This is a genomic window from Modicisalibacter radicis (genome assembly GCF_900961225.1).
Taxonomy (GTDB): Bacteria; Pseudomonadota; Gammaproteobacteria; order Pseudomonadales; family Halomonadaceae; genus Modicisalibacter.
The window spans coordinates 45,066-70,902 of sequence record NZ_CAAHFN010000044.1 but is presented as its reverse complement, the minus strand read 5'-3'; the positions used below and the strand labels follow the sequence as shown (position 1 = coordinate 70,902).

31 protein-coding genes are annotated in these 25,837 nt (G+C 62.5%); 16 read left to right on the top strand and 15 right to left on the bottom strand.

The window, feature by feature from the left end:
• Window positions 1-50 precede the first annotated feature (50 nt).
• The 3 genes from HR9077_RS02580 to HR9077_RS02570 form a co-directional block, all read right to left on the bottom strand.
• A complete protein-coding gene (locus HR9077_RS02580; protein ID WP_136064827.1) occupies window positions 51-440 on the bottom strand; it encodes a flagellar protein FlaG in 390 nt (129 codons plus the stop codon).
• A 141-nt stretch (window positions 441-581) separates the two neighbouring features.
• The gene (locus HR9077_RS02575) at window positions 582-1,139 is read right to left on the bottom strand and encodes a FlgO family outer membrane protein (protein ID WP_136064825.1); all 558 of its coding nucleotides are present in this window, start codon (window positions 1,137-1,139) and stop codon (window positions 582-584) included.
• Window positions 1,140-1,152: 13 nt separating this feature from the next.
• Window positions 1,153-1,812: a hypothetical protein gene (locus HR9077_RS02570; RefSeq protein WP_136064823.1), complete on the bottom strand. Its 660-nt coding sequence runs from the start codon at window positions 1,810-1,812 to the stop codon at window positions 1,153-1,155.
• A gap of 303 nt (window positions 1,813-2,115) precedes the next feature.
• Between HR9077_RS02570 and HR9077_RS02565 the strand changes: the two genes are divergently transcribed.
• Window positions 2,116-2,397, top strand: coding sequence for a type II toxin-antitoxin system RelE/ParE family toxin (locus tag HR9077_RS02565; protein ID WP_136064821.1), 282 nt, complete (start codon window positions 2,116-2,118; stop codon window positions 2,395-2,397).
• Between the two features lie 13 nt (window positions 2,398-2,410).
• Window positions 2,411-2,725 carry a HigA family addiction module antitoxin gene (locus HR9077_RS02560; RefSeq protein ID WP_136064819.1) on the top strand — a complete coding sequence of 105 codons (315 nt, stop codon included), beginning with the start codon at window positions 2,411-2,413 and terminating at the stop codon, window positions 2,723-2,725.
• Between the two features lie 78 nt (window positions 2,726-2,803).
• Here the strand turns inward: HR9077_RS02560 and HR9077_RS02555 are convergent, their stop codons facing one another.
• The 4 genes from HR9077_RS02555 to HR9077_RS02540 form a co-directional block, all read right to left on the bottom strand.
• Window positions 2,804-3,160: a hypothetical protein gene (locus tag HR9077_RS02555; protein WP_136064817.1), complete on the bottom strand. Its 357-nt coding sequence runs from the start codon at window positions 3,158-3,160 to the stop codon at window positions 2,804-2,806.
• Between the two features lie 144 nt (window positions 3,161-3,304).
• Window positions 3,305-3,826, bottom strand: coding sequence for an acyltransferase (locus tag HR9077_RS02550; RefSeq protein ID WP_136064815.1), 522 nt, complete (start codon window positions 3,824-3,826; stop codon window positions 3,305-3,307).
• 1 nt (window position 3,827) lies between these two features.
• On the bottom strand, window positions 3,828-7,661 hold the full coding sequence (locus tag HR9077_RS02545) for an FkbM family methyltransferase (protein ID WP_136064813.1): 3,834 nt from the start codon (window positions 7,659-7,661) through the stop codon (window positions 3,828-3,830).
• 159 nt (window positions 7,662-7,820) lie between these two features.
• The gene (locus tag HR9077_RS02540; protein ID WP_136064811.1) at window positions 7,821-9,008 is read right to left on the bottom strand and encodes a FliC/FljB family flagellin; all 1,188 of its coding nucleotides are present in this window, start codon (window positions 9,006-9,008) and stop codon (window positions 7,821-7,823) included.
• A gap of 354 nt (window positions 9,009-9,362) precedes the next feature.
• On the opposite strand from HR9077_RS02540, the gene HR9077_RS02535 reads away from it, so the two are divergent.
• From HR9077_RS02535 to HR9077_RS02515, 5 genes are all read left to right on the top strand, one after another.
• Window positions 9,363-9,782, top strand: coding sequence for a nucleotidyltransferase substrate binding protein (locus HR9077_RS02535; protein ID WP_136064809.1), 420 nt, complete (start codon window positions 9,363-9,365; stop codon window positions 9,780-9,782).
• The gene (locus tag HR9077_RS02530) at window positions 9,779-10,108 is read left to right on the top strand and encodes a nucleotidyltransferase domain-containing protein (RefSeq protein WP_136064807.1); all 330 of its coding nucleotides are present in this window, start codon (window positions 9,779-9,781) and stop codon (window positions 10,106-10,108) included. The genes HR9077_RS02535 and HR9077_RS02530 overlap by 4 nt, the downstream gene beginning before the upstream one ends.
• Window positions 10,109-10,162: 54 nt before the next feature.
• Window positions 10,163-10,390 carry a DUF2835 family protein gene (locus HR9077_RS02525; protein ID WP_136064805.1) on the top strand — a complete coding sequence of 76 codons (228 nt, stop codon included), beginning with the start codon at window positions 10,163-10,165 and terminating at the stop codon, window positions 10,388-10,390.
• Between the two features lie 157 nt (window positions 10,391-10,547).
• The gene (locus HR9077_RS02520; protein ID WP_136064803.1) at window positions 10,548-10,847 is read left to right on the top strand and encodes a type II toxin-antitoxin system RelE/ParE family toxin; all 300 of its coding nucleotides are present in this window, start codon (window positions 10,548-10,550) and stop codon (window positions 10,845-10,847) included.
• Window positions 10,844-11,140 (top strand): addiction module antidote protein, encoded by a 297-nt coding sequence (locus HR9077_RS02515; RefSeq protein ID WP_136064801.1) that lies wholly within the window; start codon window positions 10,844-10,846, stop codon window positions 11,138-11,140. The genes HR9077_RS02520 and HR9077_RS02515 overlap by 4 nt, the downstream gene beginning before the upstream one ends.
• Before the next feature lie 191 nt (window positions 11,141-11,331).
• On the opposite strand, the gene HR9077_RS02510 is transcribed toward HR9077_RS02515, so the two are convergent.
• From HR9077_RS02510 to HR9077_RS02495, 4 genes are all read right to left on the bottom strand, one after another.
• Window positions 11,332-12,390 carry an asparaginase gene (locus HR9077_RS02510; protein ID WP_136064799.1) on the bottom strand — a complete coding sequence of 353 codons (1,059 nt, stop codon included), beginning with the start codon at window positions 12,388-12,390 and terminating at the stop codon, window positions 11,332-11,334.
• An 87-nt stretch (window positions 12,391-12,477) separates the two neighbouring features.
• The gene (locus HR9077_RS02505) at window positions 12,478-13,776 is read right to left on the bottom strand and encodes a TRAP transporter large permease (protein ID WP_136064797.1); all 1,299 of its coding nucleotides are present in this window, start codon (window positions 13,774-13,776) and stop codon (window positions 12,478-12,480) included.
• Window positions 13,777-13,803: 27 nt separating this feature from the next.
• Window positions 13,804-14,355: a TRAP transporter small permease gene (locus tag HR9077_RS02500; RefSeq protein ID WP_136064795.1), complete on the bottom strand. Its 552-nt coding sequence runs from the start codon at window positions 14,353-14,355 to the stop codon at window positions 13,804-13,806.
• A 10-nt stretch (window positions 14,356-14,365) separates the two neighbouring features.
• Window positions 14,366-15,391 carry a TRAP transporter substrate-binding protein gene (locus tag HR9077_RS02495; RefSeq protein WP_136064793.1) on the bottom strand — a complete coding sequence of 342 codons (1,026 nt, stop codon included), beginning with the start codon at window positions 15,389-15,391 and terminating at the stop codon, window positions 14,366-14,368.
• A gap of 240 nt (window positions 15,392-15,631) precedes the next feature.
• Here HR9077_RS02495 and HR9077_RS02490 point away from each other — a divergent pair, with 240 nt between their 5' ends.
• Genes HR9077_RS02490 through HR9077_RS02480 form a run of 3 tightly spaced genes read left to right on the top strand, consistent with a single transcriptional unit; the run spans window position 15,632 to window position 18,065 of the window.
• A complete protein-coding gene (locus HR9077_RS02490) occupies window positions 15,632-16,387 on the top strand; it encodes a 5-oxoprolinase subunit PxpA (RefSeq protein WP_136064791.1) in 756 nt (251 codons plus the stop codon).
• Window positions 16,384-17,112: a 5-oxoprolinase subunit B family protein gene (locus HR9077_RS02485; protein WP_136064789.1), complete on the top strand. Its 729-nt coding sequence runs from the start codon at window positions 16,384-16,386 to the stop codon at window positions 17,110-17,112. The genes HR9077_RS02490 and HR9077_RS02485 overlap by 4 nt, the downstream gene beginning before the upstream one ends.
• Entirely contained in the window at window positions 17,109-18,065 is a 957-nt protein-coding gene (locus tag HR9077_RS02480) for a 5-oxoprolinase subunit C family protein (protein WP_136064787.1), read from the top strand. Before HR9077_RS02485 ends, HR9077_RS02480 begins: the two co-directional genes overlap by 4 nt.
• Here HR9077_RS02480 and HR9077_RS02475 read toward each other — a convergent pair.
• From HR9077_RS02475 to HR9077_RS02460, 4 genes are all read right to left on the bottom strand, one after another.
• Entirely contained in the window at window positions 18,049-19,263 is a 1,215-nt protein-coding gene (locus HR9077_RS02475) for an MFS transporter (protein ID WP_136064785.1), read from the bottom strand. The two genes, HR9077_RS02480 and HR9077_RS02475, sit on opposite strands and share 17 nt — an antisense overlap.
• 8 nt (window positions 19,264-19,271) lie before the next feature.
• Window positions 19,272-19,805 (bottom strand): hypothetical protein, encoded by a 534-nt coding sequence (locus tag HR9077_RS02470; RefSeq protein WP_136064783.1) that lies wholly within the window; start codon window positions 19,803-19,805, stop codon window positions 19,272-19,274.
• A 190-nt stretch (window positions 19,806-19,995) separates the two neighbouring features.
• Window positions 19,996-20,610 (bottom strand): CBS domain-containing protein, encoded by a 615-nt coding sequence (locus tag HR9077_RS02465; RefSeq protein WP_136064781.1) that lies wholly within the window; start codon window positions 20,608-20,610, stop codon window positions 19,996-19,998.
• 97 nt (window positions 20,611-20,707) lie between these two features.
• Window positions 20,708-21,223 carry a hypothetical protein gene (locus tag HR9077_RS02460; RefSeq protein ID WP_136064780.1) on the bottom strand — a complete coding sequence of 172 codons (516 nt, stop codon included), beginning with the start codon at window positions 21,221-21,223 and terminating at the stop codon, window positions 20,708-20,710.
• A 271-nt stretch (window positions 21,224-21,494) separates the two neighbouring features.
• Between HR9077_RS02460 and fliD the strand changes: the two genes are divergently transcribed.
• From fliD to flhD, 6 genes are all read left to right on the top strand, one after another.
• Window positions 21,495-22,898: a flagellar filament capping protein FliD gene (gene fliD, locus HR9077_RS02455; protein WP_136064779.1), complete on the top strand. Its 1,404-nt coding sequence runs from the start codon at window positions 21,495-21,497 to the stop codon at window positions 22,896-22,898.
• Between the two features lie 22 nt (window positions 22,899-22,920).
• Window positions 22,921-23,316: a flagellar export chaperone FliS gene (gene fliS, locus HR9077_RS02450; protein ID WP_210725838.1), complete on the top strand. Its 396-nt coding sequence runs from the start codon at window positions 22,921-22,923 to the stop codon at window positions 23,314-23,316.
• Window positions 23,317-23,322: 6 nt separating this feature from the next.
• The gene (fliT, locus tag HR9077_RS02445; protein WP_136064778.1) at window positions 23,323-23,685 is read left to right on the top strand and encodes a flagellar protein FliT; all 363 of its coding nucleotides are present in this window, start codon (window positions 23,323-23,325) and stop codon (window positions 23,683-23,685) included.
• Window positions 23,682-24,863, top strand: a complete 1,182-nt coding sequence (gene fliK, locus HR9077_RS02440) for a flagellar hook-length control protein FliK (protein ID WP_136064777.1) — start codon at window positions 23,682-23,684, stop codon at window positions 24,861-24,863. The genes fliT and fliK overlap by 4 nt, the downstream gene beginning before the upstream one ends.
• Before the next feature lie 21 nt (window positions 24,864-24,884).
• Complete coding sequence (locus tag HR9077_RS02435) at window positions 24,885-25,181, top strand: EscU/YscU/HrcU family type III secretion system export apparatus switch protein (protein WP_136064775.1); 297 nt, start codon at window positions 24,885-24,887, stop codon at window positions 25,179-25,181.
• A 311-nt stretch (window positions 25,182-25,492) separates the two neighbouring features.
• Window positions 25,493-25,834 (top strand): flagellar transcriptional regulator FlhD, encoded by a 342-nt coding sequence (flhD, locus tag HR9077_RS02430; protein ID WP_136064921.1) that lies wholly within the window; start codon window positions 25,493-25,495, stop codon window positions 25,832-25,834.
• The last annotated feature ends 3 nt before the right edge of the window (window positions 25,835-25,837 follow it).

Here is a 25,837-nt window from a genome sequence, read left to right as displayed (position 1 = left end):
GCGGGACTCGCGGGCTACCCTTCCCTCGGTGTACCCCTGGGCTGAATCAATCAGGCCTGCAGTTCGATCAAGCGGCCCTGCATCTGGGCGAGGTTTTCGGCGATGCGCAGAACCTCCTCGCTGGGTATCTGGCGAATCACTTCACCGCTTTCGCGATCCACGACACGGGTCACCACGCGGCTGTCGTACGCCTGCAGGTCGAATTCCAGGCCATAACTGCGCATCACCGTATTGATCCGCTGGAGCGGCTCGACCAGCGAGTCCTGGGTGGCATGCAATGGGCCGACGGGACCGATCTGCTCGCCGCCGATGGCGCCAGGCGGCTCGGCGAGATGCGCCAGGGCGCGTTCGAGTCGCTGTTGCGGCGTGGTTGCGGTTGTCGTCGACGTGGAAGCGGTCGTCGCAGGACCGGCGGTCGGATCGATTGAATAAGAGGTCATGGCCAAGCCTCGCGGTGCGCACCTTAAGGGTTCTTGTTGGTTAGCCCATGGGAATCCCGAGGACGCCCATAGGCAAGGTATCGGCGTGGTATCGAGAAGCTGAAGCGTTAAAGGGATGAACCTTCAACGCTTCTCGATTCGCTACCAACGGTTGGGCAGCATCGCCCGGGTGTTGCGGTCCAGCGGAATCTGCACGCTCGAGGCGCCGAGCACCACGTTGTCGCGGGTGCGCACCAGGCGCACATTCACGTACGCCGTGCTCTGGCCCTGGCCGTAGGTGCCCAGCAGGATCGCCTGGGCGTTGTGCGAGGCAGAGAGCCGGCGAATGTCCCGCGACAGGATCAGCTCGCCGGTCTGCTCCTCGATGAACAGGCTGTCGCGCATCTTGACCTCGATCAGCGTCATCCCGGCCCGGCTCAGCGACGAAGCGAACATCTCGGAGAGCGTGCGACCGAAGGTCGACGATTCGCTCAGATCGTCGATGCTGACGAAGCTCGCCGCGACGACCGGCTTGTCCGGGTCCAGCTCCCGAGTGTTGGCGAGCAGGTCGGCGGAGGTCTCGCGGACCAGTTCGAGCATGTCCACCGTGGCGTTGCCGGTGGTGATGTAACTGTCACCGCCGTTGGAGGCGCAACCGGCGCCGAGCGTCATGACCAGTGCCAGCACGAGAGGCAGCAGGAGCGACTTGATCGGTTTCATGAAAGGGGGCTCCTCACCAGGCGTCGGTCACGGGCAGTTGCTTCGGCGCTTCGTACTGGCCTGCATCCCCGCCGTTGATGTAATAGATGTTCGACGACGAATACAGGATGCGATTGCTCTCGCTGACCTGGGTGGTCACGATCACCTCCTGACTGCTGACGTCTTCCCAGCTGCCGCTGAAGGCGTCGATCAGGGCGGCGCCGGGGATCACTGCCAGTGCCGGCTCGCTCCAGTTGTTGATGGGTAGCGTGGCCACGGCGATGCCCGTGCTCAGCGCCGTCCAGGTGCCCACCGGTGCGCGCACGAAATCGCGGTCCTTGTGCTCGACCAGCTGAACGCGGTAATCGACCTGGGCGGCGTTGATCGGGTCGGTACGCACCAGCGCGCCGTTCGATACCAGCTGACTGGTGAGCAGGTCGCCGAAGCTCTGCGCGAACGTCGAATCGGCATGCGTGGGGTTGATGAACAGCGAACGCCCGCGCAGCGCGGTGCTACGCAGCATGCCTGCCGCCTCGTACTCCGCCAGCACGTCCCAGTGATGGGCCGCCTGCATTTTCTGCTGCTCACTGTAGGGGTAGGTCGTCGCCATCGGTGCCTGCGAGGTATTGGCGACGAAGCAACCGCTCAGCAGCAACGAACTGCCCAGGCCGGTGAGGAGAAGTCTGCGTACCATGAAGGATCCCTGGTTCTAGGTTTTATCGAGCCGGATTCTGCGCGCGCCCGGCTGGAGACGCGGCCGGCGCCATGCTCACGACGCAACGTTATGAATCCTATCGGCCGGTTGAAAGCAAACTTTATACATACAGTCTGCCGGCCCGGGACGGGGTTCGGGCGGTATGGGGTGGAAACGCGTTTCCGAATGATGCGCCAGGCGCCATGATCCCGGCAGCGCTCGTATCTTGATTGTGAGTCAATGCATCACCAACGGCATCATGCCTGATTGACATTCGTAACGTGACAGATTACATTGTCAGGCATGATCAAGACCTTCGCGGACAAGCGCACTCGAGAGCTTTACTCCAGGGGAAAGGCGAAGAAATTTCCTCAGGATGTTGCTCCACGAGCTGCCCGAAAGCTGGAATACGTGCATTTCGCAGAGCAACTTGAGGATTTGAAGGTACCGCCCGGTAATCGACTTCATCCGCTTTCTGGTGACAGGCAGGGTCAACATGCTATTTCAATAAACGATCAATGGCGTATTTGCTTTCGTTTTGAGGACGGCGATGCTTACGACGTGGAAGTATGCGATTACCACTGAGGAGGTGGCTAACATGAGTATTCCTAATGATGCCGGTATGCAACGTAAGCCGACTCATCCTGGTGAAATGCTGAGAGAAGACTTTATTCCGGACTATGGCCTGAGCGTCACTCGGCTGGCTGAGTCCTTGGGTGTTTCCCGTCAGTCGGTAAATGAGCTGTTGCGTGAACGTCGCGCCGTCAGCCCCGAAATGGCTCTTCGGCTTGGTCGTTTGTTCGATAATTCTCCTGAGTTTTGGCTGAATGCGCAGCGCGCCCTTGATTTGTGGAACGCAGCTCAATCGGTCAGCGATGAGGTTGCCCGAATCAAGCCATTGCATGCTGCGTGAGCAGGCCAGACACTGTAGGTGACCCAACGTAGCTATCTCGGAATGCCTGTGCCTTGGCGCATCTGAATCAGCGATCGGTCAGGCGGTCTGGATCGCCTGTACGCGCTCATATAATTGCCTGGCGTTTTCGATGGCCAAGCGCTCATGCTGGTCCAGCTGCAAGATGGCGCCCGGGCGATCGTCGGTGGCGTCGACCACCTCCTGGATCTCCCTGGCGTAGCGCTTCATCAGGTGGTCGAGATTCATACGGATCATGGTGACCTCCAGCTCGAACTCCTGGCGTTGCAGCAACCGCCGGTTGCGCTCCTCTTCGTCACCCGCCGTCTCGAGCAGGACAAGAAGCGTATCGCCGACAAGCTTTTCCATGGCTTTCAGTTTGGGGATGATAGTGTGGATGAGCTCGCGTGCGGTAATCCTGTTTTTCGCTTTTGGCATGTCATTACCTTTTATGAGTGCATTTTTTAAGGCAGGATGAAGGCGATAGCTGAGATGTTTGATGTCTCCATGCGAACACAGGCACTGCAGTCGTCTATAATAACTGCCTTGCCGGAAAATGCAGTGTTTTGACGCAATAGACATCTAGTCCAGCTCGGAACCATCGATTTTCTTAATGGGCTTTGCGGGATGGCCTGCCATTATCGTATTGGGAGGGACATCGCCTGTCACCAAGCTGCCCGCAGCAATGACTGCGTTTTCTCCTATTGTCGCTGGACCTAATACGGTCACGCCAGAGCCTAACCATACACCTTCTTTGATATGGATGTCTCGGCCACTGCTTGGCACCGCAGCCAACCTTTCCTTGCCCAGCTTTTCATAGTCGTGTGTGCCTGTTAACAACATGCAGCGGTGCCCAAAGAAACAGTCTTTCTCTATGGTTATGTGGCCGGAGCGCGTGTTCAGGAGCAAGTCGTTAATGGGTATCGTGATATTTTCCAAATGGAGGCGGTTACGGTCCCCCCAAATTTTGCATTGTCGCAAATCAGTATCGGCAAGGTACGGTGCTAAAAGCTTTGCCAGGACTTGCAAGTCGCTTTTGTCTGCTGTACGCAGGTAGCTCAGGAATTGGGACTCCTGCTTTTTTTTTCTAGTTTCATTGGCCATTTTAATTGTCCACCGTTATGGCTTTGATGTTTTTTCCGATGACTTTTTTGAAGAATAGATTTTTGTCAAAGTCTTTTTCCTTGAACATCAACCGGTAAGCTAGATCGTGGCTTCCATAAGCCTTGCTGAGTATAATGGCAAGCTTCTTGCGGCTGGATAGAGGAAGTTTTTCAATACTGTTGATGTCCTTGATATACACGGCATCCGCGGTAGTGAGCTGGTTGATTCCCTGATGAATGCCGTTGTTGATTTTCATCGGCGCATACAGGCGTTTTCTTTGCTCAAGTAGCGTGTGCAGCATGAAGCCATGTCGACGCATCCATTGATCAATTTCAGCAAACAGGGGCTGATTTTCGTAAAGGCTGATGAAGTTTACTTCTGTCTGGATGATCAAGGTGTCCTTGAGTTTTTCTTCAGCGTTCTTGAAAACGTTTAATTCTCCACCCTGTATATCGATCTTCAGCCAATCAATTTTTTCGATGGCCTCAATGTCGTCGAGTCTAACGGTGGCGATTTCTTCAATGGCTTTGACCTTCCCCCAAATGGGGTAGCCCTGGAAATGGTTGAGTACATTGTCGTTTGGCTTCAGGGTCGAAGTCATGCCCGAAGCCTGGCACAGATAAAGTTTAGACTCCTCTCCTGTGCCTACAGCATAGGGCAGGTAGGTTTCATTGGGCCCTTGCATCGATTGTAGCTTTTGCAGGGCGTCTTTCTGTGGTTCAAAGCCCACGAGCCTCACTACACCTTCATTCAATAGTCCAGCGTAAGGTGGCGTGCCATCTATGGGGTTTGCACCAATATCTGTCACATGAATGGCATCCTCCAGCTCCCATGAATTGACGGTTGTTGTAGCCTCGCTAGGCGCCTCAGCCTCAAGTGTTCTTGAAACGACGCCATTGTCGGAAACACCTTGAGCGTAAGCACTATCAGGAGAGCCAGGGTCTTGCTGCAACAGGTTGTCTATATCTTCCGATATGTTTTCGTTCATGGTATGGGAAGCCGCACGCGATACAGGCCTGTGGGTCGGTATTGCTTCAGCGTTAGTGCTCATGATGGAAGAAATGATGCTCTCTTCCCTCAGATACTCTTGAGCCTTTTCCTCCTCTACCTGACTAATCAATGCATGCGCCAGGTCCTTCACCCCATAAACCGTATGCAGGATGAATGCCAGCTTCATCCGCTGGTTATCCGACAATGCAGCCATGCGCTCTGCATTGGGGATATAAAGCGCATCGGCACTCGCAAGCTGGGTGGCTTGCTGCTGAATCAGGTCGTCGCGCTGGGGCAGATGGCTCAGGTGTTCGGGGTCGTTGAGTCGATAGAAGCGGAACCCATGGCGGGCCATCCAGTGACTTACGAGCGTCAGTTCCGGCTGGTTCTCATGGGTCGGCTGGAAATTGACCCGGGCCTGGATGAGCAGGGTATCGGCGAGTGCCTGCTCGCCATGCTCCAGTACGGCCAGACTATCGTTCATGTTGTCCAGGAGGAGCCAGTCGATCGCTTCCAGTCCCTCGATCCTGTCGAGCTGGATGGTGCTGATCGGCAATTCTGTCAGCACCCTGGGGCCTGCTTCCTTGCCGAACAGCGTCTCGATGGATTGCAACGGGCGCAGCGTGGCGCTCATCGAAGGCTCCAGGCAGGCGTACAGCGTGGCCTGATTGCCGTCACCCAACGCCACGTGTGGGTAGTGGTGGAGTTCGCCGGCTGCCTTGAGCCGTTCGGCATCGTTAACCTTGCTGGCCGGGTCGAATGCGACCATCGCGAAAGCTCCCAACTGGAGTAGCCTGTCGGCGTTGGATGTGCTGGCGAGTACGGCACCGTTATCGAGAACGGTAACGGCGCCTTCGAATTGCCATTTGAAATCGTTTCGATCGCCTTCCAGCGGTTCGGCGCGGAGAATCTCGACGGGATGATCTTCGCCCTCGAACGTTGCGACACCGTTCTTGTCCAGTGTCAACGCCGCAGGGTGCCTGTCTTCGCAATAGCGCTGCCAGATGGCGCGCATGGCCGTGGTAAAATGCTTGGCGAAACGTGACGCGTCGCATACCGGGGATTGCAGCAATACGTCACGCAGATGCCGGCGGATGGTGCTCAGACTCTCCAGATCGCTGGCAAGTTCGATGACGCGCTCGCGATATTCGGCCCAGCTGTCGACGACCAGCTCGGGCATGCCGGCATTGACGAGATGAGTGGCCGAGTGCCGCCCGGCAAAGGTAGGCCCGGGCAGGGTGACCACGGGAACGCCCATCATGAAGGCTTCGCAGGTGGTCAATCCGCCGGAGTAGGGCCAGGGATCCAGCGCGATATCCACTCGATTGTAGCTGTTCAACAGTTCTCTATGAGCGGAGGGGCCTTCGATGACAAGCCGGTCCGCTGCAATGCCTTGGCTTTCCATGAAATCACGGAATTCCCTGCAGAGTTCTTCACTGTTGTACTGCATGCCCTTGAGAAGCAGCCGGGAGTCAGGCAGTTGCTGCATGATTCTTGCCCATTCGGCCAGCGCAATGGTGTTGACCTTGGTGGGGTTGTTGAAACATCCCAGGGTGATGAAGCCATTTTCCAGGGCCGGAAGCGGTTGCGTATCGGGGCAATAACCCGGCGGCTCATAGCACACATAGTCGTCGGGAAACCTTATCAGTTTTTCGACATAAAGCGCGTCGACTCCAGGCGGGGTTTCCACGCTGTCGCTGATCAGGTAGTCAATGGTCTTGATGCCCATGGTGTTTATGAGCCCACCGACCCATTTGACGAGCAGCGGGGCAGGCTGCATTGCCATTGTCAGCATCTTGTTTCCCGAGTTGTGGCCGCTCAGGTCGATCAGTATATCGATCTTGTCGTCGCGAACGACCTGTGCGAATTCCGCGTCGGGGAGGTGCTGAACAGCCAGCCACTTGGTAGAGACTTTTTTGAGTCGATCGGTTATAGGGTCTTCTGCATTGGTTGTGCTGTAGAGATAAAACTCGACTTCAGAGGCTGCTGTGTGCTCCAGGGCGCGCGTTATCATCCAGCCTACCGGATGGCCGCGGAAGCCGTCTGAAAACATGCCGATTCTGAGACGGCGATTGGGTGCCAGATCGCTTGGTACGGGCCTTCCCGGAACGGATGCGGGGGCGAAGCGTGCATCCCACTCCTTGCAAACGCTGAAAATATCCGCTGCGCCGTAACCAGGGTGGTAATGCAGGGTGGTTATGATATTGGAAAAAGACGCTAGGGCGCCGGGATTGACTTCCAGTGCTTTGTGATAGTTATGCAGCGCCTTTTCGAGGCGGCCGGTATCCTTCATCAGGTTGCCCAGGTTATTCCAGGCAAAATATTTCCGGGGTGCGATTGCAATGGCTTTTTCCAGGGCGCTTATTGCATCGCCGTATCGGTGCAACCTGGTCAGTATGTTGCCCTGGGTGGTCAGGTATTCATGGTTCTGCGGTTCGAGTTCGCAGGCTTTATCAATATGTGGCAAGGCGCCGTGACTATCGTCCTTGTTGTACAGCAGGTAGGCCAGGTAATGGTGGGCCCTGGCGTAGTCGGGCTTGATCTCGAGCGATTTGCGCAGCAGGGCAACGGCGTCTTCAAACTTGCCTTTTTTGTGAACGGCCTTTGCCGTCAGCGCGTAAACCTCGTGGTCGTCTGGCGTGAGGTGATGGGCGCGCCCGAGCGCTGCAATAGCCTCGTCGAATAGTGCCTCATCATGCAAGCGCGCGCCCAGGGTCTTCCAGCCGTGGGCATTGTCGGGCTGACGCTGTGTCAATTTCCGGGCTTCGGACAGTGTCGCGGACCCTTGGCGGCTCTTGTGTCGAGCGGGCATGCTGGGCTGCTTGCGGTTCTTCGGCTTGCTCATGGCGGAACATACTCGGGGCTTTGACGATTCCCTCAATGCTACCTTCGTGATGAAGCGGCGAAATCTCAAATAGAGCGGGTTTAGGCGCTATTATCAAAAAAGGCTGCCTTTCGGCAGCCTTTCTCTAGCCCCACTACAGGGTGGGGGTACTGATCTTGATTAGCCCAGCAGTGACAGAACGCTCTGCGGGACCTGGTTGGCCTGTGCCAGGACCGACGTACCGGCCTGCTGCAGGATCTGCGCGCGAGTCATGTTGGAGACTTCGGTCGCGTAGTCGGCATCTTCGATGCGTGAGCGGGCCGCCGAGAGGTTGGTCTCGTTGGTCTGCAGGTTGGTGATGGCCGACTCGAAGCGGTTCTGGATCGCACCCAGGTCGGAGCGCAGGGTGTCGACGGTGCTCAGCGCGGAGTCCAGCGTCTTCAGCGGGTCGTCGGTGGCACCGGAAACCAGGCTGCTGGCGCTCAGTTCGGAACCTTCCACCGTGAAGGAAGCTGTTGCATCGGTAGTGACGTCGGCGTCCTGCGGGTCCAGGGCAACGCTGAAGGTAACGGTCGCACCGGAGGCAACGCTGATACCCTGGGCTGCCAGCGTGCGTGATTCGGCTTCGCTGGCTGCGCTGATGTCGACCTGGGCGTACCAGTTGCCGGCTTCATCGACATAGGCGTCAGCGGTGTCGGCCGCGACGGAGCCGGTAGCGATGCCCAGCTTGGTTGCCAGATCGTCGCCGAAGTCGTTGACATCACTGTCAGTGATTCCAGTGGAGTCGCCATAAGCGGCCGTGAAGTTGGCGGTAGAGGCAGCGGCAGTGGTGCCCTGCGGGCCGTTGACGTTGAAGCTGTCCAGGCCGAGGGTGCCGGAAGTGATTTCCTTCAGGCTGATCTCGATGGACTCGCCGTCGTTGGCGCCCACCTGGATGCTCAGTTTCTGGTCGTCGGCCAGGACCTTGACGCCGTTGAAGTCGGTCTGGTCGGCGATACGGTTGATTTCGTTGAGACGCTGGCCGATCTCGTTCTGGATGGAGGTCAGGTCGTCCTGGGAGTTGGTGCCGTTCTGGGCCTGAACGGTCAGCTCGCGGACACGCTGCAGGTTGTCGTTGACCTGGTTCAGCGCGCCTTCAGCGGTCTGCGCGACGGAGATACCGTCGTTGGCGTTACGCTGGGCCTGTGACAGGCCGGTGATCTGTGAAGACATGCGGTTGGCGATGGCCTGACCGGCGGCGTCGTCCTTGGCGCTGTTGATGCGCAGGCCGGAAGACAGACGCTCCATGGCGGTGGTCAGGTCGGCCTTGGATGAGTTCAGGTTCTGCTGGCCGATCATCGCGGTGATGTTGGTATTGATTACGGACATTGGGTCTTCCTTTTACTTTAGGGGCTCGAGCGGTGAGCCGGGTTTCGGGCTTTCCACCGCAACGGCACCGTGGCCGTTACCCTATTTATCGACGCTACCGGCATTTGCTTTAGGACTATCTGCAAATTTTTTTGAGGTAGCGGCCTCGGTGGGCGGTAGGGGGTTGCCGAACGACCGGAGCCTCACCCGCAGGCCCGGCGACTACCGCTGCCGTGAAGATATCGGCGGGCCCGGGCGGTGCTTGAATGCGGCGGGGTGTGTGCGGCCGCGCGCCTCGCCAGCCCTGCCGGGCTTTGCTAGGCTCTGCGCGTGCCGCCGCAGTGCGGTTTATCAATAGCAAGCCGAGGTGTCGCGATGGTCGGTCCGGATATTCGTTGGATTCAGCGTCTGCAGAATTTCAGCAAGGCCTTGGCCCAGTTGGATGAAGCCGTCACGTTGATGCGTGAACGGACGCTTTCCAACCTGGAGCGGCAAGGCGTCATCCAGGCTTTCGAGTACTCCTATGAATTGGGCTGGAACACGCTGAAAGACTATCTGGTCTGGCAGGGGATCGAGTCGATAGTCGGCTCGCGCGACACCATTCGTGAAGCGTTTGCCCTCGGGCTGGTGGAGGATGGCGACGCCTGGATGGCAATGCTGGTGGATCGCAACCGCACCTCGCACACCTATAATGAAAAGACGGCGCAGGATATCCTCGATAATATCGAGCAGTCGCACCACACCCAGCTTATGGCGCTGCTGGGTACGCTGTCAGCACTCCGGGACAAGGCATGACAGACACTGCCAGCCATGACGGTATAGGCCTGGATAAGCAGACCCAGGCGAAAATACGTGGCGTGTTCAGCAATTTCCTCGCCGTTGAGGAGGCGATTCTCTATGGCTCGCGTGCCATGGGAACGTATCGGCCCGGCTCGGACATCGATTTGACGCTGAAAGGGTGTTCGCTCAGCTGGCGGGACCTGCAGCAGGTGGAAGTGGCGTTGGACGACCTGTTATTGCCCTATCGTTTCGACCTGTCGCTTTACGATCAGATCGACAACCCCGACCTGCTGGCTCATATCGGGCGCGTCGGTATCGTGTTCTATAGCCGCGAGGGCTAGTATCCTCCGTTAACCCCGTCCGCAATGACTGCAGCGACTCGACCTCAAGACCCCATGCCCAGTATCGATGTAGTGATCGAGCTTTCCGCCGAGCAGTGCCTGGCGCACTACGCCGGCGGCGCGCAGCACGTCTATGCCCGAAGCCGGGATGGCCGGCGCGTGGTGTTCCCCGCCCAGGCACTGCGGCGCATCGTCGGGCGAGACGGCGTGCATGGCCTCTATCGGCTGACCTTTACGGCTGACGGCAAGTTCGAGTCGTTGGTCGCCTTGCGGGCTCGGTAGGAATATCGCGAACCGCTGAGGTGGATTGGCTGGCTAGTTGCTCTGTGGTGGGACAGCGGGGCTACGCGCAGAACCCCCGAAGCATGACATGCGACATTGTTTCTAGCGGGGCGTAGAAGGGCTTGCCTTGTTGTAGTTTATAAACTACGATCAATGGATGCTCGATATCAAGCAAACCAGTACCTACCGGAAGTGGGAGCGCAAGCTGAAGGACTCGCGTGCCAAAGCCATGATTGCAGCTCGCATTTTTCGACTGGCAAATGGTTTGCCGGGAGATGTAAAGCCGGTTGGCCGTGGTGTCAGCGAACTACGGATTCACCATGGTCCTGGATATCGAGTGTATTTCCAGCAACAGGGCAATGAGCTGGTTCTATTGCTTTGCGGAGGCGATAAACGAACCCAGCAGCATGATATTGAAACGGCTCAACGTCTCGCAGCCGAGTGGAGGGCTTCATGAGTGATCCCATTTACGACTACGACCCAGCTGCCGCGCTCGAAAGCGAAGAGGCCATCGCTGTTTTCCTTGCCGATGCACTGGAAACCGGCGATGCCGCTTATATCGCCAAGGCCATGGGCGTTGTTGCCCGCGCTAAGGGCATGAGCGAGTTATCCCGCGAGACAGGTTTGTCCCGTGAGCAGCTTTATCGTTCGTTCAGTGAGCAGGGCAACCCCACCCTCAAGACCATGCTTGCCGTCATGCGTGCCCTGGGCGTTGACATGACGGCACGGCCACATGAGCCAGTTGCATAACAGGTGAGGCTGTCTGCCATCAAGGTGGTAGCGGCTCCGTATCTGATTGCGCTTTGTCTGAACAATGCCTGCGCTCGTTCATACGGCGTTAAAAAACGGCTCGGGCGCGATTTCGATCAAAATGCTCCCACGAAAACCGCTGCGGTGAGCTGGATAAGCTTCCTCACCAGAACCGCGCCTGCTTCGCCGAGTCAGCGCTCGCCGACCAGCGACGTCAAAAATCGCTGGCGTCGCTCGGCGTCGCTCAGCGGCTGGGCAAGTAGATGCACGAGCTTGGTCATCACCGCTTCGGGGGTCATGGCATCGGCGGGGAGCACGCCGGCGTCGATCAGCCCCCGGCCGGCTGCGTAGGTCTCCATGGATACCGGCCCGTGGGGGCACTGGCTGATCGCGGCGATCAGCTTGCCTTCGCCGCTGGCCTGGGCGAGCAGGCCGATCAGCGCCGGGTCGCCCGGGATGTTGCCGCTCCCCCAGACTTCCAACAACGCGCCTTGAACGCTGTCATCGAGCAGCCAGGCTTCCAGCAGGCGGGTGGAAAGGCCGGGCCAGAGGGCGATGCGCACCACGGGCGACTCCTTGGTTGCAGCGTAGTCGGCGAGCTCGAAGCGCGGCAGGCCGCGCTGGTGGGCGTCCAGCCCACGGGCGGTGTAGAGCACCGGCTGGCCGTCGACCAGTTCACCGAGCAGCGGGTAGTTGGGGCTGGCGAAGCCGTCGAAGGCGTGGGTGTCCCACTTGCGGGTGCGCGCACCGCGCAGCAACTTGCCGGCGAAGCACACGGCGACTTCCTGGAGTTCCCGACAGGCGGCGAAGCGCAGCGCGGCCTCGATGTTGCCCGGCGCGTCGCTGCCCTCGGCTTCCAGGGGCAGCTGGGCGCCGGTGACCACCACCGGGCGGTCGATGCCCTGCAGCTGGTAGGCCAGGCTCGAGGCCGTCCAGGCCAGCGTGTCGGTGCCGTGCAGCACGACGAAGCCGCTATAGTGTGGCGACCCCGCATCCGTCGTTGAATAGCCCTCGGCGATATCCCGCGCCAGACGCTGCCAGTCGGCGGGAGTGGCGGCGCTGGAGTCGATGGGCGCGGCATACTCCAGCACCTCGAAGGCGGGCAGCGATGCCTGACGGGCCGGCGGCAGTGCGGCAAATGCCGTGCGCAGGCGGCTTTCTATGTCGTTGCCGGGGACCAGGCCGCGGGCGCTTTCCAGCATGCCCAGGGTGCCGCCGGTGTAGATGATCAGGATGGGTGCGTCGTGCATTCGATACGGCCTCGAGAAGTGCTCGGTCGGGGCCGATTCTATCATCGCTTATAGCCGGAGTTGGCGGGTACGCCGGTATCCTGGGCCTCATCGCCCGCTCATCGCCTGCGGCAGATAGGTGGCCATCGACGGAAAGAGCGTGATCAAGGCGACGCCGAGCGCCATCAGGAAGAAGAACGGCAATGCGGCGCGGGCGATGCTGAGGATGTTCTTGCCGGTCATGCCCTGCAGCACGAACAGGTTGAAGCCCACCGGCGGGGTGATCTGCGACATCTCGACGACGATCACCAGATAGATGCCGAACCAGATCAGGTCGATGCCGGCGGCCTCGACCATCGGCAGCAGGATCGAGGTGGTCAGCACCACCACCGAGATACCGTCGAGGAAACAGCCGAGCACGATGAAGAACAGCGTCAGTGCGAACAGCAGCATGTAGGGCGACAGGTCCTGCGCGGCGATCCACGCCGCCAGGTCGCTGGGCAGGCCGGTGAAGCCCATCGCCGCGGTGAGGAACGAGGCCCCGGCGAGGATGAAGGCGATCATCGTGGCGGTGCGCACCGCGCCCAGGGTGGCCTCGACGAAGGTCGCCCAGGGCATTTCGCCCTGCACCCGCGCCAGCACCAGCGAAAGCAGCACGCCCACCGCAGCGGCTTCGGTGGGCGAGGCCAGCCCGGCGTAGATCGAGCCGATCACGCCGACGATCAGCGCCAGCATGGGGATCAGGCGCCGCGAGCGGCGCAGTTTCTCGCCCAGCGTGGTGGGCGGCTCGGCGGCCGGGATGCGCTCGGGAAAGCGCCACGCCCAGAGCATCAGGTAGCCGGCGAACAGGGTGATCAGCATGACTCCGGGCAGGATGCCGGCGATGAACAGCCGGGCGATCGACTGGTCGGTGGCCACGGCGTAGACGATCAGGATGATCGACGGCGGGATCAGCAGGCCGAGCGTCGCCGAGCCGGCGAGGGTGCCGATCACCAGGCGCTCGTCGTAGCCGCGCCGGGTCAGTTCGGGGAGCGACATCTTGCCCATGGTCGCGCAGGTCGCCGCGGAGGAGCCCGACACGGCGGCGAACAGGCCGCAGCCGACCACGTTGGTGTGCAGCAGCCGGCCGGGGATGCGGGTCATCCACGGCGCCAGGCCGTTGAACATGTCCTCGGCGAGTCGCGAGCGAAACAGGATCTCGCCCATCCAGATGAACATCGGCAGCGCGGTCAACTCCCAGCTGTAGCTGGCGCTCCAGATGTTCGAGGCCATCACGTCGCCGGCGGGGATCGCGGTGAACTGGCTGATGCCCAGCCAGCCCAGCGCCATCAGCGAGAAGGCGACCCACACGCCGCTGCCCAGCAGCACGACCAGGGCGACGAGCAGTACCAGCACGAGGGTCAGCATGAATGGGGTTTCCGGTCGGTCATGGCGCTACTCGTGGCCGCGATCGTCGATGCGAAACGCCGACGGGCGGGTGACGGCGGTGCGCGCGGTGCTCAGCCAGGCCTCGAACAGCGCCAGGGCGAGCAGTGCGATGCCCGCCAGCATGGCGCTCTGCGGAATCCACAGCGGTACCGGCACCATGCCGTAGGAAACCTCGCCGAAGGCGATGCTGTCCTGGACCAGCACGATGACGTACCAGCCCCAGTAGAGGCACAGTCCGAGGGCGACGCTCAGGCACCAGAGTTCGACGAACACGCGTATCCGCGGCGGCAGTTGCCCGGTCACCAGGGTGACCCGGATATGCCCGCCGTGGACGTAGGTATAGGCGAGTCCCAGGAAGCTGGCGCCGACCAGCAGGAAGCCCGAGATCTCCGAAAGGCCGGGGATCGACAGGTTGAGCCCGCCGGCGCCGAGCGCCACGGACAGCTTGTCGATCAGCCGGCCGATCACCTGGAAGGCGATCATCGCGCCGATCACCCCCAGGCAGAGCGCCGCGGCGTAGCCGCCCAGGGTGTAGAGCGCCAAGAGCCGGAATCGCATGATTGACGCCTTACTGCTGCATCTGGCGATACGTTTCCAGGATCTGCGCGCCCTGTTCGCCGGCGCGATCCTGCCACTCCCGGGTCATGGTCTCGCCGACGTCCTTGAGCGTGGCGGCCAGCTCCTCGCTGGGTTCGCTGACGGTGATGCCGTTGTCGCGCAGCACCTGGAGGGCTTCATCGGTTTCCTCGCGGCTCATCTGCCAGCCGCGGGTCTCGGCGGCTTCGGCGGCATCGAGAACCGCCTGCCGGGTGGCCTCGTCGAGCCGCGAGAAGGCCTTGTCGCTGACGATCACCATGTTCTTGGGCAGCCACAGCTGGGTGTGGTTGAAATGGCCGAGGTAATCCCAGGCCTTGGTGTCGGCGCCGGTCGCCGGCGAGGTGACCATGGCGTCGACGCGCCCGGTGCTGAAGGCGGTGGGAATGTCCGGCACCTCGATCTGGGTGGGCACGGCGCCGACCAGCTGGGCGAGGCGCTCGCTGGACTTGTTGTAGGCGCGCATCTTGAGGTTGGCGAGGTCCTCGGCGGTCTCGATCTTCTCCTGGGTGTAGATGCCCTGGGGCGGCCACGGCACGGCGAACAGCAGGCGCAGCTGCTGCTTGGCCAGCTCGTCGGCGATGACCTCGCGGGAGGCTTCCCACAGCGTCTGGGCCTCCTCGTAACTCGAGGCCAGGTAGGGCACTGAATCGACCTCGTAGATCGGGTTCTCGTTGGCCAGCCGCGACATGATCAACTCGCCGATGGGCACGATGCCGCGACGCACCGAGTTCTTGATCTCGGGGTGCTCGATCAGCGAGCCGTTGGGGTGCACGGTGATGTCGAGTTCGCCGTCGGTGCGCTCGCGCACGTCGTCGGCGAACTCGCGGATGTTGACGGTATGAAAGGTCCGGTCGCCGTAGGGTGTGGGCATGTCCCACTCGGTGGCCGCCTGGGCGCTGCCGGCCAGACCCGGGGTGGCCGTCGTGGCGGCGATCAGGCCCGCCAGCGCGAGCGGGGCAGGGGCGAGGAGAGTCTGCAAGGCGAGTCTGACTGTCATGCGGGTGTCCTTTCGTCGATTGTTGTGTTGACGCTCGTTGTGCGTTGTCGGTCCACCGCGTTCTTTCGTTCGGTTGTCGCGCCGGTTGTCGGTGACGCGTCTGGTCTTGAGCATAGACGCTCGTCGCATCTTGCAGCGTGGTGGAGCATTCCGCGCCCCGTCAACGCAGTGGCGGCGTCGATTCGTATTTTGCCGGCCGGTTGCCGATAATGCGGGGACCGTTTCGCTAGGAGGTCTGCCATGCCCGCGCTGCGACTCAATGCCGATATGGGTGAAAGCTACGGTGCCTGGACGATGGGCGCCGACGATCGGCTCATGCCGCATGTCGATCTGGCCAACGTCGCCTGCGGCTTTCACGCCTCGGACCCGGACGTGATGCGCCGCACGGTCAGGCTGGCGGTGGCCAACCGGGTCGCGGTGGGGGCCCATCCGGCCTACCCGGATCTGCAGGGCTTCGGTCGCCGCTCGCTGGCCTGTTCGCCGGACGAGATCGAGAATCTGGTGCTCTACCAGCTCGGGGCGCTGGCGGCGATCTGCCGGGCCGAGGGCACGCGGCTGCACTACGTCAAGCCCCATGGCGCGCTGTATAACGACATGATGCGCGACGAGGCGCGTCTCGATGCGGTGCTGCGCGCGGTGGCGGCCTACGACGCCGGCCTGCCGGTGATGGTCATGGCGACCCGCGATCCCCGGCCCGCCAGGGATATGGCCGAGGCCCGTGGCGTGACGCTGTGGTTCGAGGCCTTCGCCGACCGCGCCTACGATGGCCAGGGGCGGCTGGTGTCGCGCCGCGAAGCCGGGGCGGTGCACCATGACCCCGACACGATCGTCGATCAGGCGCTGCGCATCGCGCGCGGCCAGCCGCTGACCGCCAGTGACGGCAGCGACCTGGTGCTCGAGGCGCAGACGCTGTGCGTGCACGGCGATAATCCCGAGTCGATTGCCGCCGTCAGGGCGATCCGCGATGCGCTCGGCGCCCGGGAGCCGCTGACATGACGGAGGGTTTGCCGCGACTGGAGTCGGCCGGGCTGGATGCCTGGCTGGTACGGCTGTTCGCGAGCATCGACGAGGCCAACATGCCCTGGATCACCGCGCTGATGCGTGATTGCGAAGTGGCCTTCGGCGCGGCGCTGATCGACCTGGTACCGTCGTACACCACCGTGCTGGTGCACTACGACGTGATGTGCCTGGATGGCCGCGAGGCTCGCGACAGGCTGGCCGGGGTGCTCCGCGGGCTGGCCCCCGACGGCGAGGGTGCCCTGGGCGAGGTCAAGGAGCTGCCGGTATGGTACGACGCGTCGGTGGGCCCCGAACTCGAGCGACTCCAGGCCGCGAGCGGGATGGAGCGCGAAGCGGTCGTCGCCGCGCATGGCGAGCCCGAATATCGTGTCTTTGCGCTGGGCTTCGCGCCCGGATTCGCGTTCCTGGGGCGGCTCGCCGAGGCGTTGGTGCTGCCGCGCCTGGACACTCCGCGCAAGCGGGTGCCGGCCGGTAGCGTGGGCGTCGCCAATCGCCAGACGTCGGCCTACCCGCGGGTCTCGCCGGGTGGCTGGAACCTGATCGGACGCACCTCGGCCCGGCTGTTCGATCGCCGGCGCGAGGGTTTCAGCCTGTTGCGGGTCGGCGATCGGGTGCGCTTCGTCGCCGTCGGCCGCGACGAATTCGAACGCCTGGGCGGCGATGTCTCGCCGCTCGTGGAACGGGATGCAGGTAAGCCATGAGCGAAACGACGGCTTTGCATGTCGAGCGCGCCGGCCCGTTGGCGCTGCTGCAGGATGCCGGGCGCTTCGGCGTGCGCCGGCTCGGCGTGACCCAGGGCGGTCCCGCCGACCTGCACGCCTGGGCCTGGGCCAATGCGCTGCTGGGCAATGGCTGGGGGGCGCCGGTCCTGGAGATCGCTCTGGGCGGCGGGCTGACCCTGGTCGCCGAGGACGACAGCACGCTGGCGCTGGCCGGGGCGGATCTTTCGGCGACCCTCGACGGCGAGCCGCTGGCACCGTGGCGGAGCTTTTCGCTCCGCGCCGGACAGTGCTTGGCGTTTGCCGCTCCCAGGGCCGGGCTGCGCGCCTACCTGGCCGCGCCGGGCGGTTTCCAGGCCGAGCCGGTACTGGGCAGCGTGGCGAGCGTGGTGCGCGAGGAACTCGGCGGCCTCGACGGTTACGGCCATGCGCTCGAGGCGGGCGATCGGCTGGAGTTCGTGGCGGCCCGGCGCACGCTGCGCGAGGTGCCCGTCGACCAGCGCCTCGATTACCCGGGCATGCCGTGGCTGGCGCTGATCCCCGGTGCCCAGGTCGGCGATTTCCCGGGCGAGAGCCTGTATCGCGCCTTCAACCAGACCTGGCGGGTCGACGAGCGGGCCGATCGCATGGGCGTGCGTCTCGCCGGCGCGCCGCTGGCCTGCGCAATCGACGGCATGATTTCGGAGGGCATTGCGCTGGGGGCGGTGCAGGTGCCGCCCGACGGCCAGCCGATCGTGCTGCTCAACGATCGCCAGACCATCGGCGGTTATCCACGGCTGGGGGCGTTGACGCCGCTGGCCTGCTCGCGGCTGGCGCAGTGCGCGCCGGGGCAGGCGGTCCGTTTCGTCGCGCAGTCCCGGGAACGCGCGCAGCGCGAGCATCGTCGCTTTCTGGCCAGCCTCGCGGAGGGCGCGCCATTCAGCCGCGGCGGGTAAACAACCGCCCCTGGTCGTCGATGTCCAGCTGACGTTGTCGCCCGGCGAGCAGCGAGCAGACCGCTGCTGCGCCGATGAAGCCCAGCAGCACCAGCGTCAAGAGTTCCATGCTGTCGCTGAACTCGATCAGGATGCCGACCAGCAGCGGGCCGGTGGCGGCGAGGCTGTAGCCGATGCCCTGGGCCATGCTGGAAAGCTGGCCGGCCAGTTGCGAATTGGCGCTGCGCAGTACGATCAGCGTCAGCGCCATGCTGAAGCTGCCGCCCTGACCGAGGCCGAGCAGCATCGCACCCCACCAGCGCCACTCCAGCGGCGCCTGCAGCAGGATGATGACGCCCGTCGCGGTACACGCCAGCAGGGCCAGGATGGTCGGACGCTGGTCGCGACCCAGCCGCGCCAGCCAGGGCGCGCCGAGCGCGGTGACCAGCTGGGCAATGACCGAAGCGGCGAGTAGCCAGCCGGCGGCGGCTTCGTCCATGCCACGCCGCTGCAGAAGCGTCGGCAGCCAGCCGAAGACGATATAGGCCAGCGCCGATTGGCTGCCCATGTAGCCGGTCACCTGCCAGGCCAGGGCCTGACGCGTGAGGCGCGGCCTCGGACCGCGCCGCGGCAATGCCGAGCGCTCCGGCCGGGGATGCGGCATCTGCAGGCGCCAGGCGAGCAGGGCAATGAAGGCCAGCGCGGCCCAGCTTCCCAGCGCCAGTCGCCAGCTGCCGAGCAGTTCGGCCAGGGGCACGCTGAAGCCGGCGCCCAGCGCACCTCCCAGGCACAGCGCCATGGTGTAGACGCCGGTGACCAGATCGGCGCCCTGGGCGAGTTCGCGCTTGACCAGTGCCGGCAGCAGCGTGCCGGCGATACCGATCGCCGCGCCGACCCCGAGCGTACCCAGGTACAGCGGTAGCGGGTGCGAGTTGGCACGCACGATCAGCGCGACGCCGAGCAGCAGCAATGCCACGCTGAGCGTGCGCTCGGCCCCCAGCAGCCGGGTCAGCCAGGGCGCCAGCGGGGCGAAAACACCCAGGCAGAGCACCGGCAGGGTGGTAAGCACGCCGATCGACAGTCCCGACAGCCCCAGGTCCTGCTGGATGCGGACCAGCATCGGCGCCATCGAGGACAGCGCCGGGCGGAGGTTGAGCGCGACCAGGATCATCAGCGCCAGAAAGGGCAGCAGCCGACGCCAGGCGAAAGTGTGGGACATGCGGTTCCTTAGCGAGAGCGATCGTTTCTGGAGCCTTGGTGCCCGGGCGGCGTGGGCCCGTCGCGCCGGATGGAGTCGAGTGACTCGAGCGCGAAATAGGGTGCCGGTGTATCGGACGCTTCGGCCTTGGCGCGTATGTCGCTGACGTCCTCGCTGCTGACCAGGCAAGGGTGGCCATCGACCTGGCTCGGCAGGGTGACCAGCCGTCCCTCATGCAGCCAGCAGCGTTGCGGCGTCCAGGCGACATGCCACTGGCGACCGCGCCAGTTGGCGTCACGATCGCTGTAGAGCTGGAAGTCGTCCTGCGGAATCAGCGCGGCGAACTGACCGGCATTGAGCAAGGCGCCGGTTTCCTTCATGCGCACGGCGCCCCGGTATTCACCGTCACGCAGTCGCTTCAGCAACTGCGCGGCATCGTCGGCTTCGACGGCGCCTTCGCCACAGAGATGCAGCAGCGCCTCGTCCGCCTCGTCGACTTGCTTGACGACCCAGATCTTTTGCCATTTCTTGTGCCGGCGTTTCAGCCAGTTGCCAAGAACCACGGGCTGTTCCCCTATCGGTTGCGCATGCCAGGTCGCGCTGCGCGTTAATAACCGTACGGATCGAGAGGCCCCCCGCTCCGGCGCTTGTCAGGGATTTTTGGCGCTTACGCGTCTTGTTGACGGGGCCTCATTCTACGCGCCCCAGCTGACTTTGCCACCCACCGCCTGTGGCTGGCGATGGCACAAGCCATCAGAGTTCGTGGCCGAGAATCACCTGGCAGATGGAGGCGAAATTGCGTGCTTCCGGCGGGCGGTCGAGGCTGATGCCCAGCGCCCGTCCGACATCGGCTGCCGAGACCATCCCGCGCAGACACTGGCCGTCCTGGCCTTCGGTATCGGTGATCAACAGATGCTGGTCGCCAAACGCCTTCAGGGCCTCGACCAGTTCGCCGACGGTGATGCGCTCCAGCTGATTCAGCGGCAGGGCATGCAGTTCCTGGCGCGGCGTCTGGACCATATCGACGGTAACCTCGGAGCGGTCGACCTGGTGTTGGTGCATCGCCATCGTCACCCGGCGTCCGCCGATCAGTTCCCGGGCCGTGACGACACCGGTCAGGTTGTTGCTGGCGTCGATGACGAACAGCAACCGCACGCCGCCCTGTTTCATCAGGTCCAGCGCGTGCGATATGGAGCTCGAGGCGCTGATGGTGAAGGCGCCGGTCTGCGAGAAATCGGTCAGCAGGGCGCGAGCCGGGCTGTCGACGTCAAGTCTGGAAACCGCCGTGGGACGGCGTATGGTGACCTTGCTGTCAAGGGTCTCCAGTTTCAGCGTCGGGCCGGCGAGGTTGGGTGAAGCTGTGGACATGGGGCTACTCCCTTGTTGTTTCGTACAGTGAATGGACGGCACCGGGGTGCTGTGAGTGACGCCAGCTCGAAGCCACGGTGTCGTCGGGACGGTCGTACTACTTCATGTGTTTGGCCAGGTCGCCGCGCACGCTGTCCAGGAAGGTGACGAATTGCGTGTCGCGATCATCGTCATGGCGGTCGATACGGCAACCCAGCGTCATGTCGCGTTGGACCAGGATTTCGTCGAAAATTTCCAGCGTCACTTTACTTGGTTTGCTCGGCGAGTCTTTCGCCGGATCGACGCTGCCCCCTTCCAGGGTGAAGCTTTCCAGCAGGGTGGCGCGTACCCGGGTGGTGCCGCCTTCGGCGAGCACGCGGCGTATGAATAGCCAGCCCTCGCACGTCAGCGAGGTGGTGTCGTCGCGCTGGCGGCGAAACAGCGTGCGGTAGCAGGCGCCTTCCTGAGCGCCCTTGTCGGCCATGCTGCGATAACCCTGCGTTACCCGGGATGCCATCGCGCCCGAGTCGGCGAGCTTGCGCAATGCCGCCGCATGCTCTCGCTCCAGTTGGTCCTGGCGCTGAAAGCGCTGCCAGCGGCGGTATTCGGCGATAACGGAGGTCGCGTCGTCCATCGGGTGTCCTTGGCTGAAATGTCTGCGATCGAGCGAGGCCGGGCTTGGCGATCGCCCGGTTCGGGCGCAAAATGAAGCGAGAAGGCCGACCATGATGACCCAGCGTGCCAGTCATGACCAGCCGGGGGAGCCTCGCCGGTAGCTGTCGAACTGACCCTAAAGTCCCGACGAAGTTCGCCGATACACTGAATAGATAGCCTAAACCCCGCCTTTTCGCTGAGTCGTGGGGCGGGCGGTACTGGTTAAATGGCGCAGACATCGGGGGACTACCATGGCGAGCATTTCATCACTGGGTATCGGTTCGGGATTGCCTCTCAACGACCTGCTGGATCAGCTTGAAAGTGCCGAGCGCAAGCAGCTCGAACCGATCACTATTCAGCAGTCCAGCTACAAGGCCAAGATTTCCGCCCTGGGCAAGCTCGAGTCGGCGCTGGACAAGCTCCAGCAGGCCTCCGCCAAGCTGACCGAGCCGGAGAGTTTTCAGGCCGTTTCGTCCAAGGTGACCGGCGAAGGGGTGACGGCCAGCGCGGAAACCAGTGCCGTGCCGGGCAGTTATGAGGTTAGCGTGTCGCAGCTGGCGCAGGCCCACTCCGTCGCCAGCGGTCAGGTGAGCGATACCACCAGTGCCCTGGGGGCGACCGGTTTCACCATCACCCAGACATCCAGCGACGGGGAAACCACCTCGATCGACCTGGCCTTGACGGGCGACGAGTCCCTGGAAGATCTGCGCGACAAGATCAACGAGCAGGACGGCGATGTCGCCGCGTCGATCATCAATGACGGCTCGGGCTACCGTCTCACGCTCAATGCCAAGGACACCGGTGCTGCCTCCGCGATGACGGTGGCAATGTCCGGGGCCGATGCGGCCACCAATGACAAGTTCACGTTTGATCCTGGTGCAGCTGCGGGTAGCACCACTCAGATGTCCGAGACCGTAACGGCACAGGACGCCGCCCTCAAGGTGAACGGCATATCCATCACCAGCGCTTCCAACTCGGTCGAGGAAGCCATTCAGGGGGTGACCCTGGACATTTCGGCCCTCGTCGATGAGGCCGAGCCTGCAACGGTCAAGGTGACCCGGGACGAAGCGGGCATCCAGGATACCGTGCAATCCTTCGTGGATGCCTACAACTCGCTGCAAAAGACCATCGACACGCTGTCCTCGTACGACAGTGACAGTGGCGCCGCCGGTACCCTGCTGGGCGACAGCACGCTGCGCAGCGTCGAGACCCAGCTTCGCCGGGTGATGAGCGACAGCGCCGGCGAGGGCACGTTCAGCATGCTCTCGGAGATCGGCGTCGAGCTGTCCCTGGAAGGCACCCTGGAGGTCGACGAGGACAAGCTGTCCGACGCCGTCAGCAATAACTTGTCGGGGCTGCAGCAGTTCTTCCAGGGTAGCGGCGAAGAGGGCGAGGGGCTGGCCGGCAAGCTGGATGGCGCGCTGAGCACGATGCTGGATGACAAGGGACTCATCGACTCCGCCACCACCGGCTATGAAGATCGTATCGATGCCTTGAAGGAGCGTTACACGCGCACCGAAGAAACCATCAATAACACCGTCGAGCGTTACCGCCAGCAGTTTGCCCAGATGGATACGCTGGTCTCCCAGATGAACTCCACCATGAGCTACCTGACCCAGCAATTCGACGCCATGGCAGCACAGACGTCGCAGTAACCGAACAGGGGATCGAGAAACGATGAGTACGATGCGTGGCGCAAATGCTTATGCGCGCATGGGGGTCGAGACCGGGGTCATGGCGGCCAGCCCTCACCAGTTGATCGTCATGCTGTTCGACGGAGCACAGGCGTCGCTGCGGGCGGCGCGGCTGCACTTGCAGCAGGGCAACATGGCCGAGAAGGGCAAGGCGCTCTCCAAGGCCATCGATATCGTCAACAATGGCCTGGCGGCGTCGCTGGACCCTGAAAAGGGCGGCGAGATAGCGGGTCAGCTGGCCTCGCTATACGATTACGTGGTGCGCCTGCTGTTGCAGGCCAACCTGCACAATGATGAGAAGCGAATCGATGAGGCCGCTCGGCTGCTCGATGATATTGGAACCGCCTGGCGTGAAATAGCGCCGGCGGCAAGGAGCTAACGACGCATGACGGCGGCTAGAGATGTGATTGCGGAATACGAGCGATTGTTGTTGCGCTCGACGCAGATGCTGGGGTTGGCGCGCGAAGGCGATTGGACGCGCCTGGTCGAGGAGGAGTCGGCCTATGTCGTGGCTGTGGAAAACCTCAAGGCGTGCGATGCCAATGGTCTGCTCGACGAACCGGGCATGACACGCAAGGCGGAACTGCTCGAGCGAATCCTCGAGCAGGATGTGGAGACGCGCCGTCGGCTCGAGGCGCGACGTGAGGAGCTCAGTGAATTGATCGGCAGCAATCGCCGCCAGTTCAACGCCAATCGTGCCTATCGCGCGAGCGCAACGGCGGTACCGATCGGCCAAGGGCGTAAGTGAGCGGCGTCGTCACTCCGATACTCGATACCCTGCTCCATCAAGTGCTGGGTAAGCGAAGCGATGTGCCGATCAACCGGGACATGCTCGAACCGGTAAGGCCGATGACGCCGGGTAGTGCCCCCCAGGCGTTGCAAAGCGATTCCCGGCTGGAGTCCGGGCGCGCGGGTGGCGCCCTGCTGCAACCCGCGTTCAAGGAAGGCGAGCCTCAGACCGCTCCCCGCCAGGCATTGACGCCGCCGCCGTCCTCGACGGCGACTCATTTCAGCCCCGCGGCACGCACCATCGCCGATATCCTCGTCAAGTTTCCCGCGCCGCCCTCGGTCATCGCCCCGGCCGGCCCCTTGCTGACAAAGCCGGACATGAGTCATGTGCCATTGGTGGCGTCGAGCCTGCAGAACAGCATCGAAAGCAGCGGTCTGTTCTATGAATCGCACCTTGCCCGCTGGTTTCGCGGCGAGCTGCCGAGCGCCGCGCTGATGCGCGAGCCGCAGATGCAGGCCCAGTTGCAAGGGGGGCTCATGACGGGTACCGGGCGCGAGTCGCGGGCTGACGCGCCGGCCCTGGCGCAGTCGCGCCTGGTGCCGACGACGACCCAGCGAGGAAGCGAGCAGGCGCCCTTGTTGCCGCCGCCGGCAGCGAGCACAGTCGCCGGCGGGCCTGGCACGCTGGCCAGGCCCGCTGGCGAAGCGGACGATGCGCTGCGGATGGCCTCCAATGCCGGGTTGGCGCAGGATGCGGCGGACAACATTCGCGCCAACGAATCCACCGAGGATGCGCTGCAGCGCGTGGTGCGTCACCAGCTCGAGTTGCTGGTGACGCCGACGCTGCGCTGGGAGGGCGATATCTGGTCGGGGCTGTTCATGGCCTTGACGCTGCAGTTGCCGGCCGGGCTTCAGGAGCGCGACGCCCAGGGCGGGCAGGGCGGCGATGAAGAGGACTTGCCTTGGCACAGCCGGCTCAGTCTGCGGCTTGCCAACCTCGGTGAGCTCGACGTCCAGCTGCATTTGCGCCAGCGCTCCCTGACGCTGACGATCCATGCCGATCAGGAAACCTCCCTGACGACCCTCAAGCGCTCGCAGGCGGCCTTCGAAGAGCGCTTGTACCAGTGTGGCTTCGAAAGCGTTCGGGTCAGCGTCCTGCCCGGCTCGAACGACCCCGCGAGCCATTCCGATTCCTGAGCGTGCCGGGAGGCCCCGATCATGAGTTACAAGCGAGATTCCGACGGCCGCCGTCAGGCCGTGGCACTGGCCTACCGGGAGGGCGACCAGGCCCCGCATGTCATCGCCAAGGGCTACGGTGAGTTGGCGGAGCGCATTGTCGCCGAGGCCAACCGCCAGGGTATTTTCGTGCATGACGCGCCGGAGCTGGTCGGTCTGCTGATGCAGATCGATCTCGACGAGCGGATTCCGCCGATGCTCTATCAGGTCATCGCCGAGTTGCTGGTCTGGGTCTACGAGCTCGACCAGGACGCTGTAGCGACCCGCCAAAATCGTTGAAAACGTTACACGATTTCAACGAAGCGCTACATCGAGACGCTTTACCTAGTTCCTTCATCACAAATGGCTCGCATTTCCTCACTAAATCGCTTGTACTAGCAAGTAGTTAACATTTAGTTACTTATCTAGTTACAAGCGCTCACCAAGTCTTAATATTCTACTCCGCGGATGTTGATGTTCGTCATAAAAACGCCTCACAATATGGTTACGATAAATGACGAATCGGCCGGTTAACGCTCGAGCCGATTCGATAAAAAGTCGATGGCCTAGACCTATCGACACTACGCAAACGCAGGGAATGTTCTATGACGATGCCAATCGACAGTCTCCTGAGCGACATTCAGGACACCAATCTCTCCTATCTGCTGCTGGTCCAGCGGTTGCTCAACGAGGACCGGGCCACCGCCATGTTCCGTCTCAAGCTCGACGAGGCGATGGCCGACTTGCTGGCCTCGCTGTCGGTCAAGCAACTCAGCCAGCTTGCCCGTTCCAACCAGCTGTTGTGCCGGCTGTGTTTCGACGAGCCCGAGCAGCTCACCCGACTCATCGAGGATCCGCGTGACCAGGGATTGGGTCAGATCCACGCTGCCTTGCTGATGGCTTCGTCATCGCAGCGGCAGGGTGCCTCCCCCGTTCGCATGAACCGGAGGTGAGTC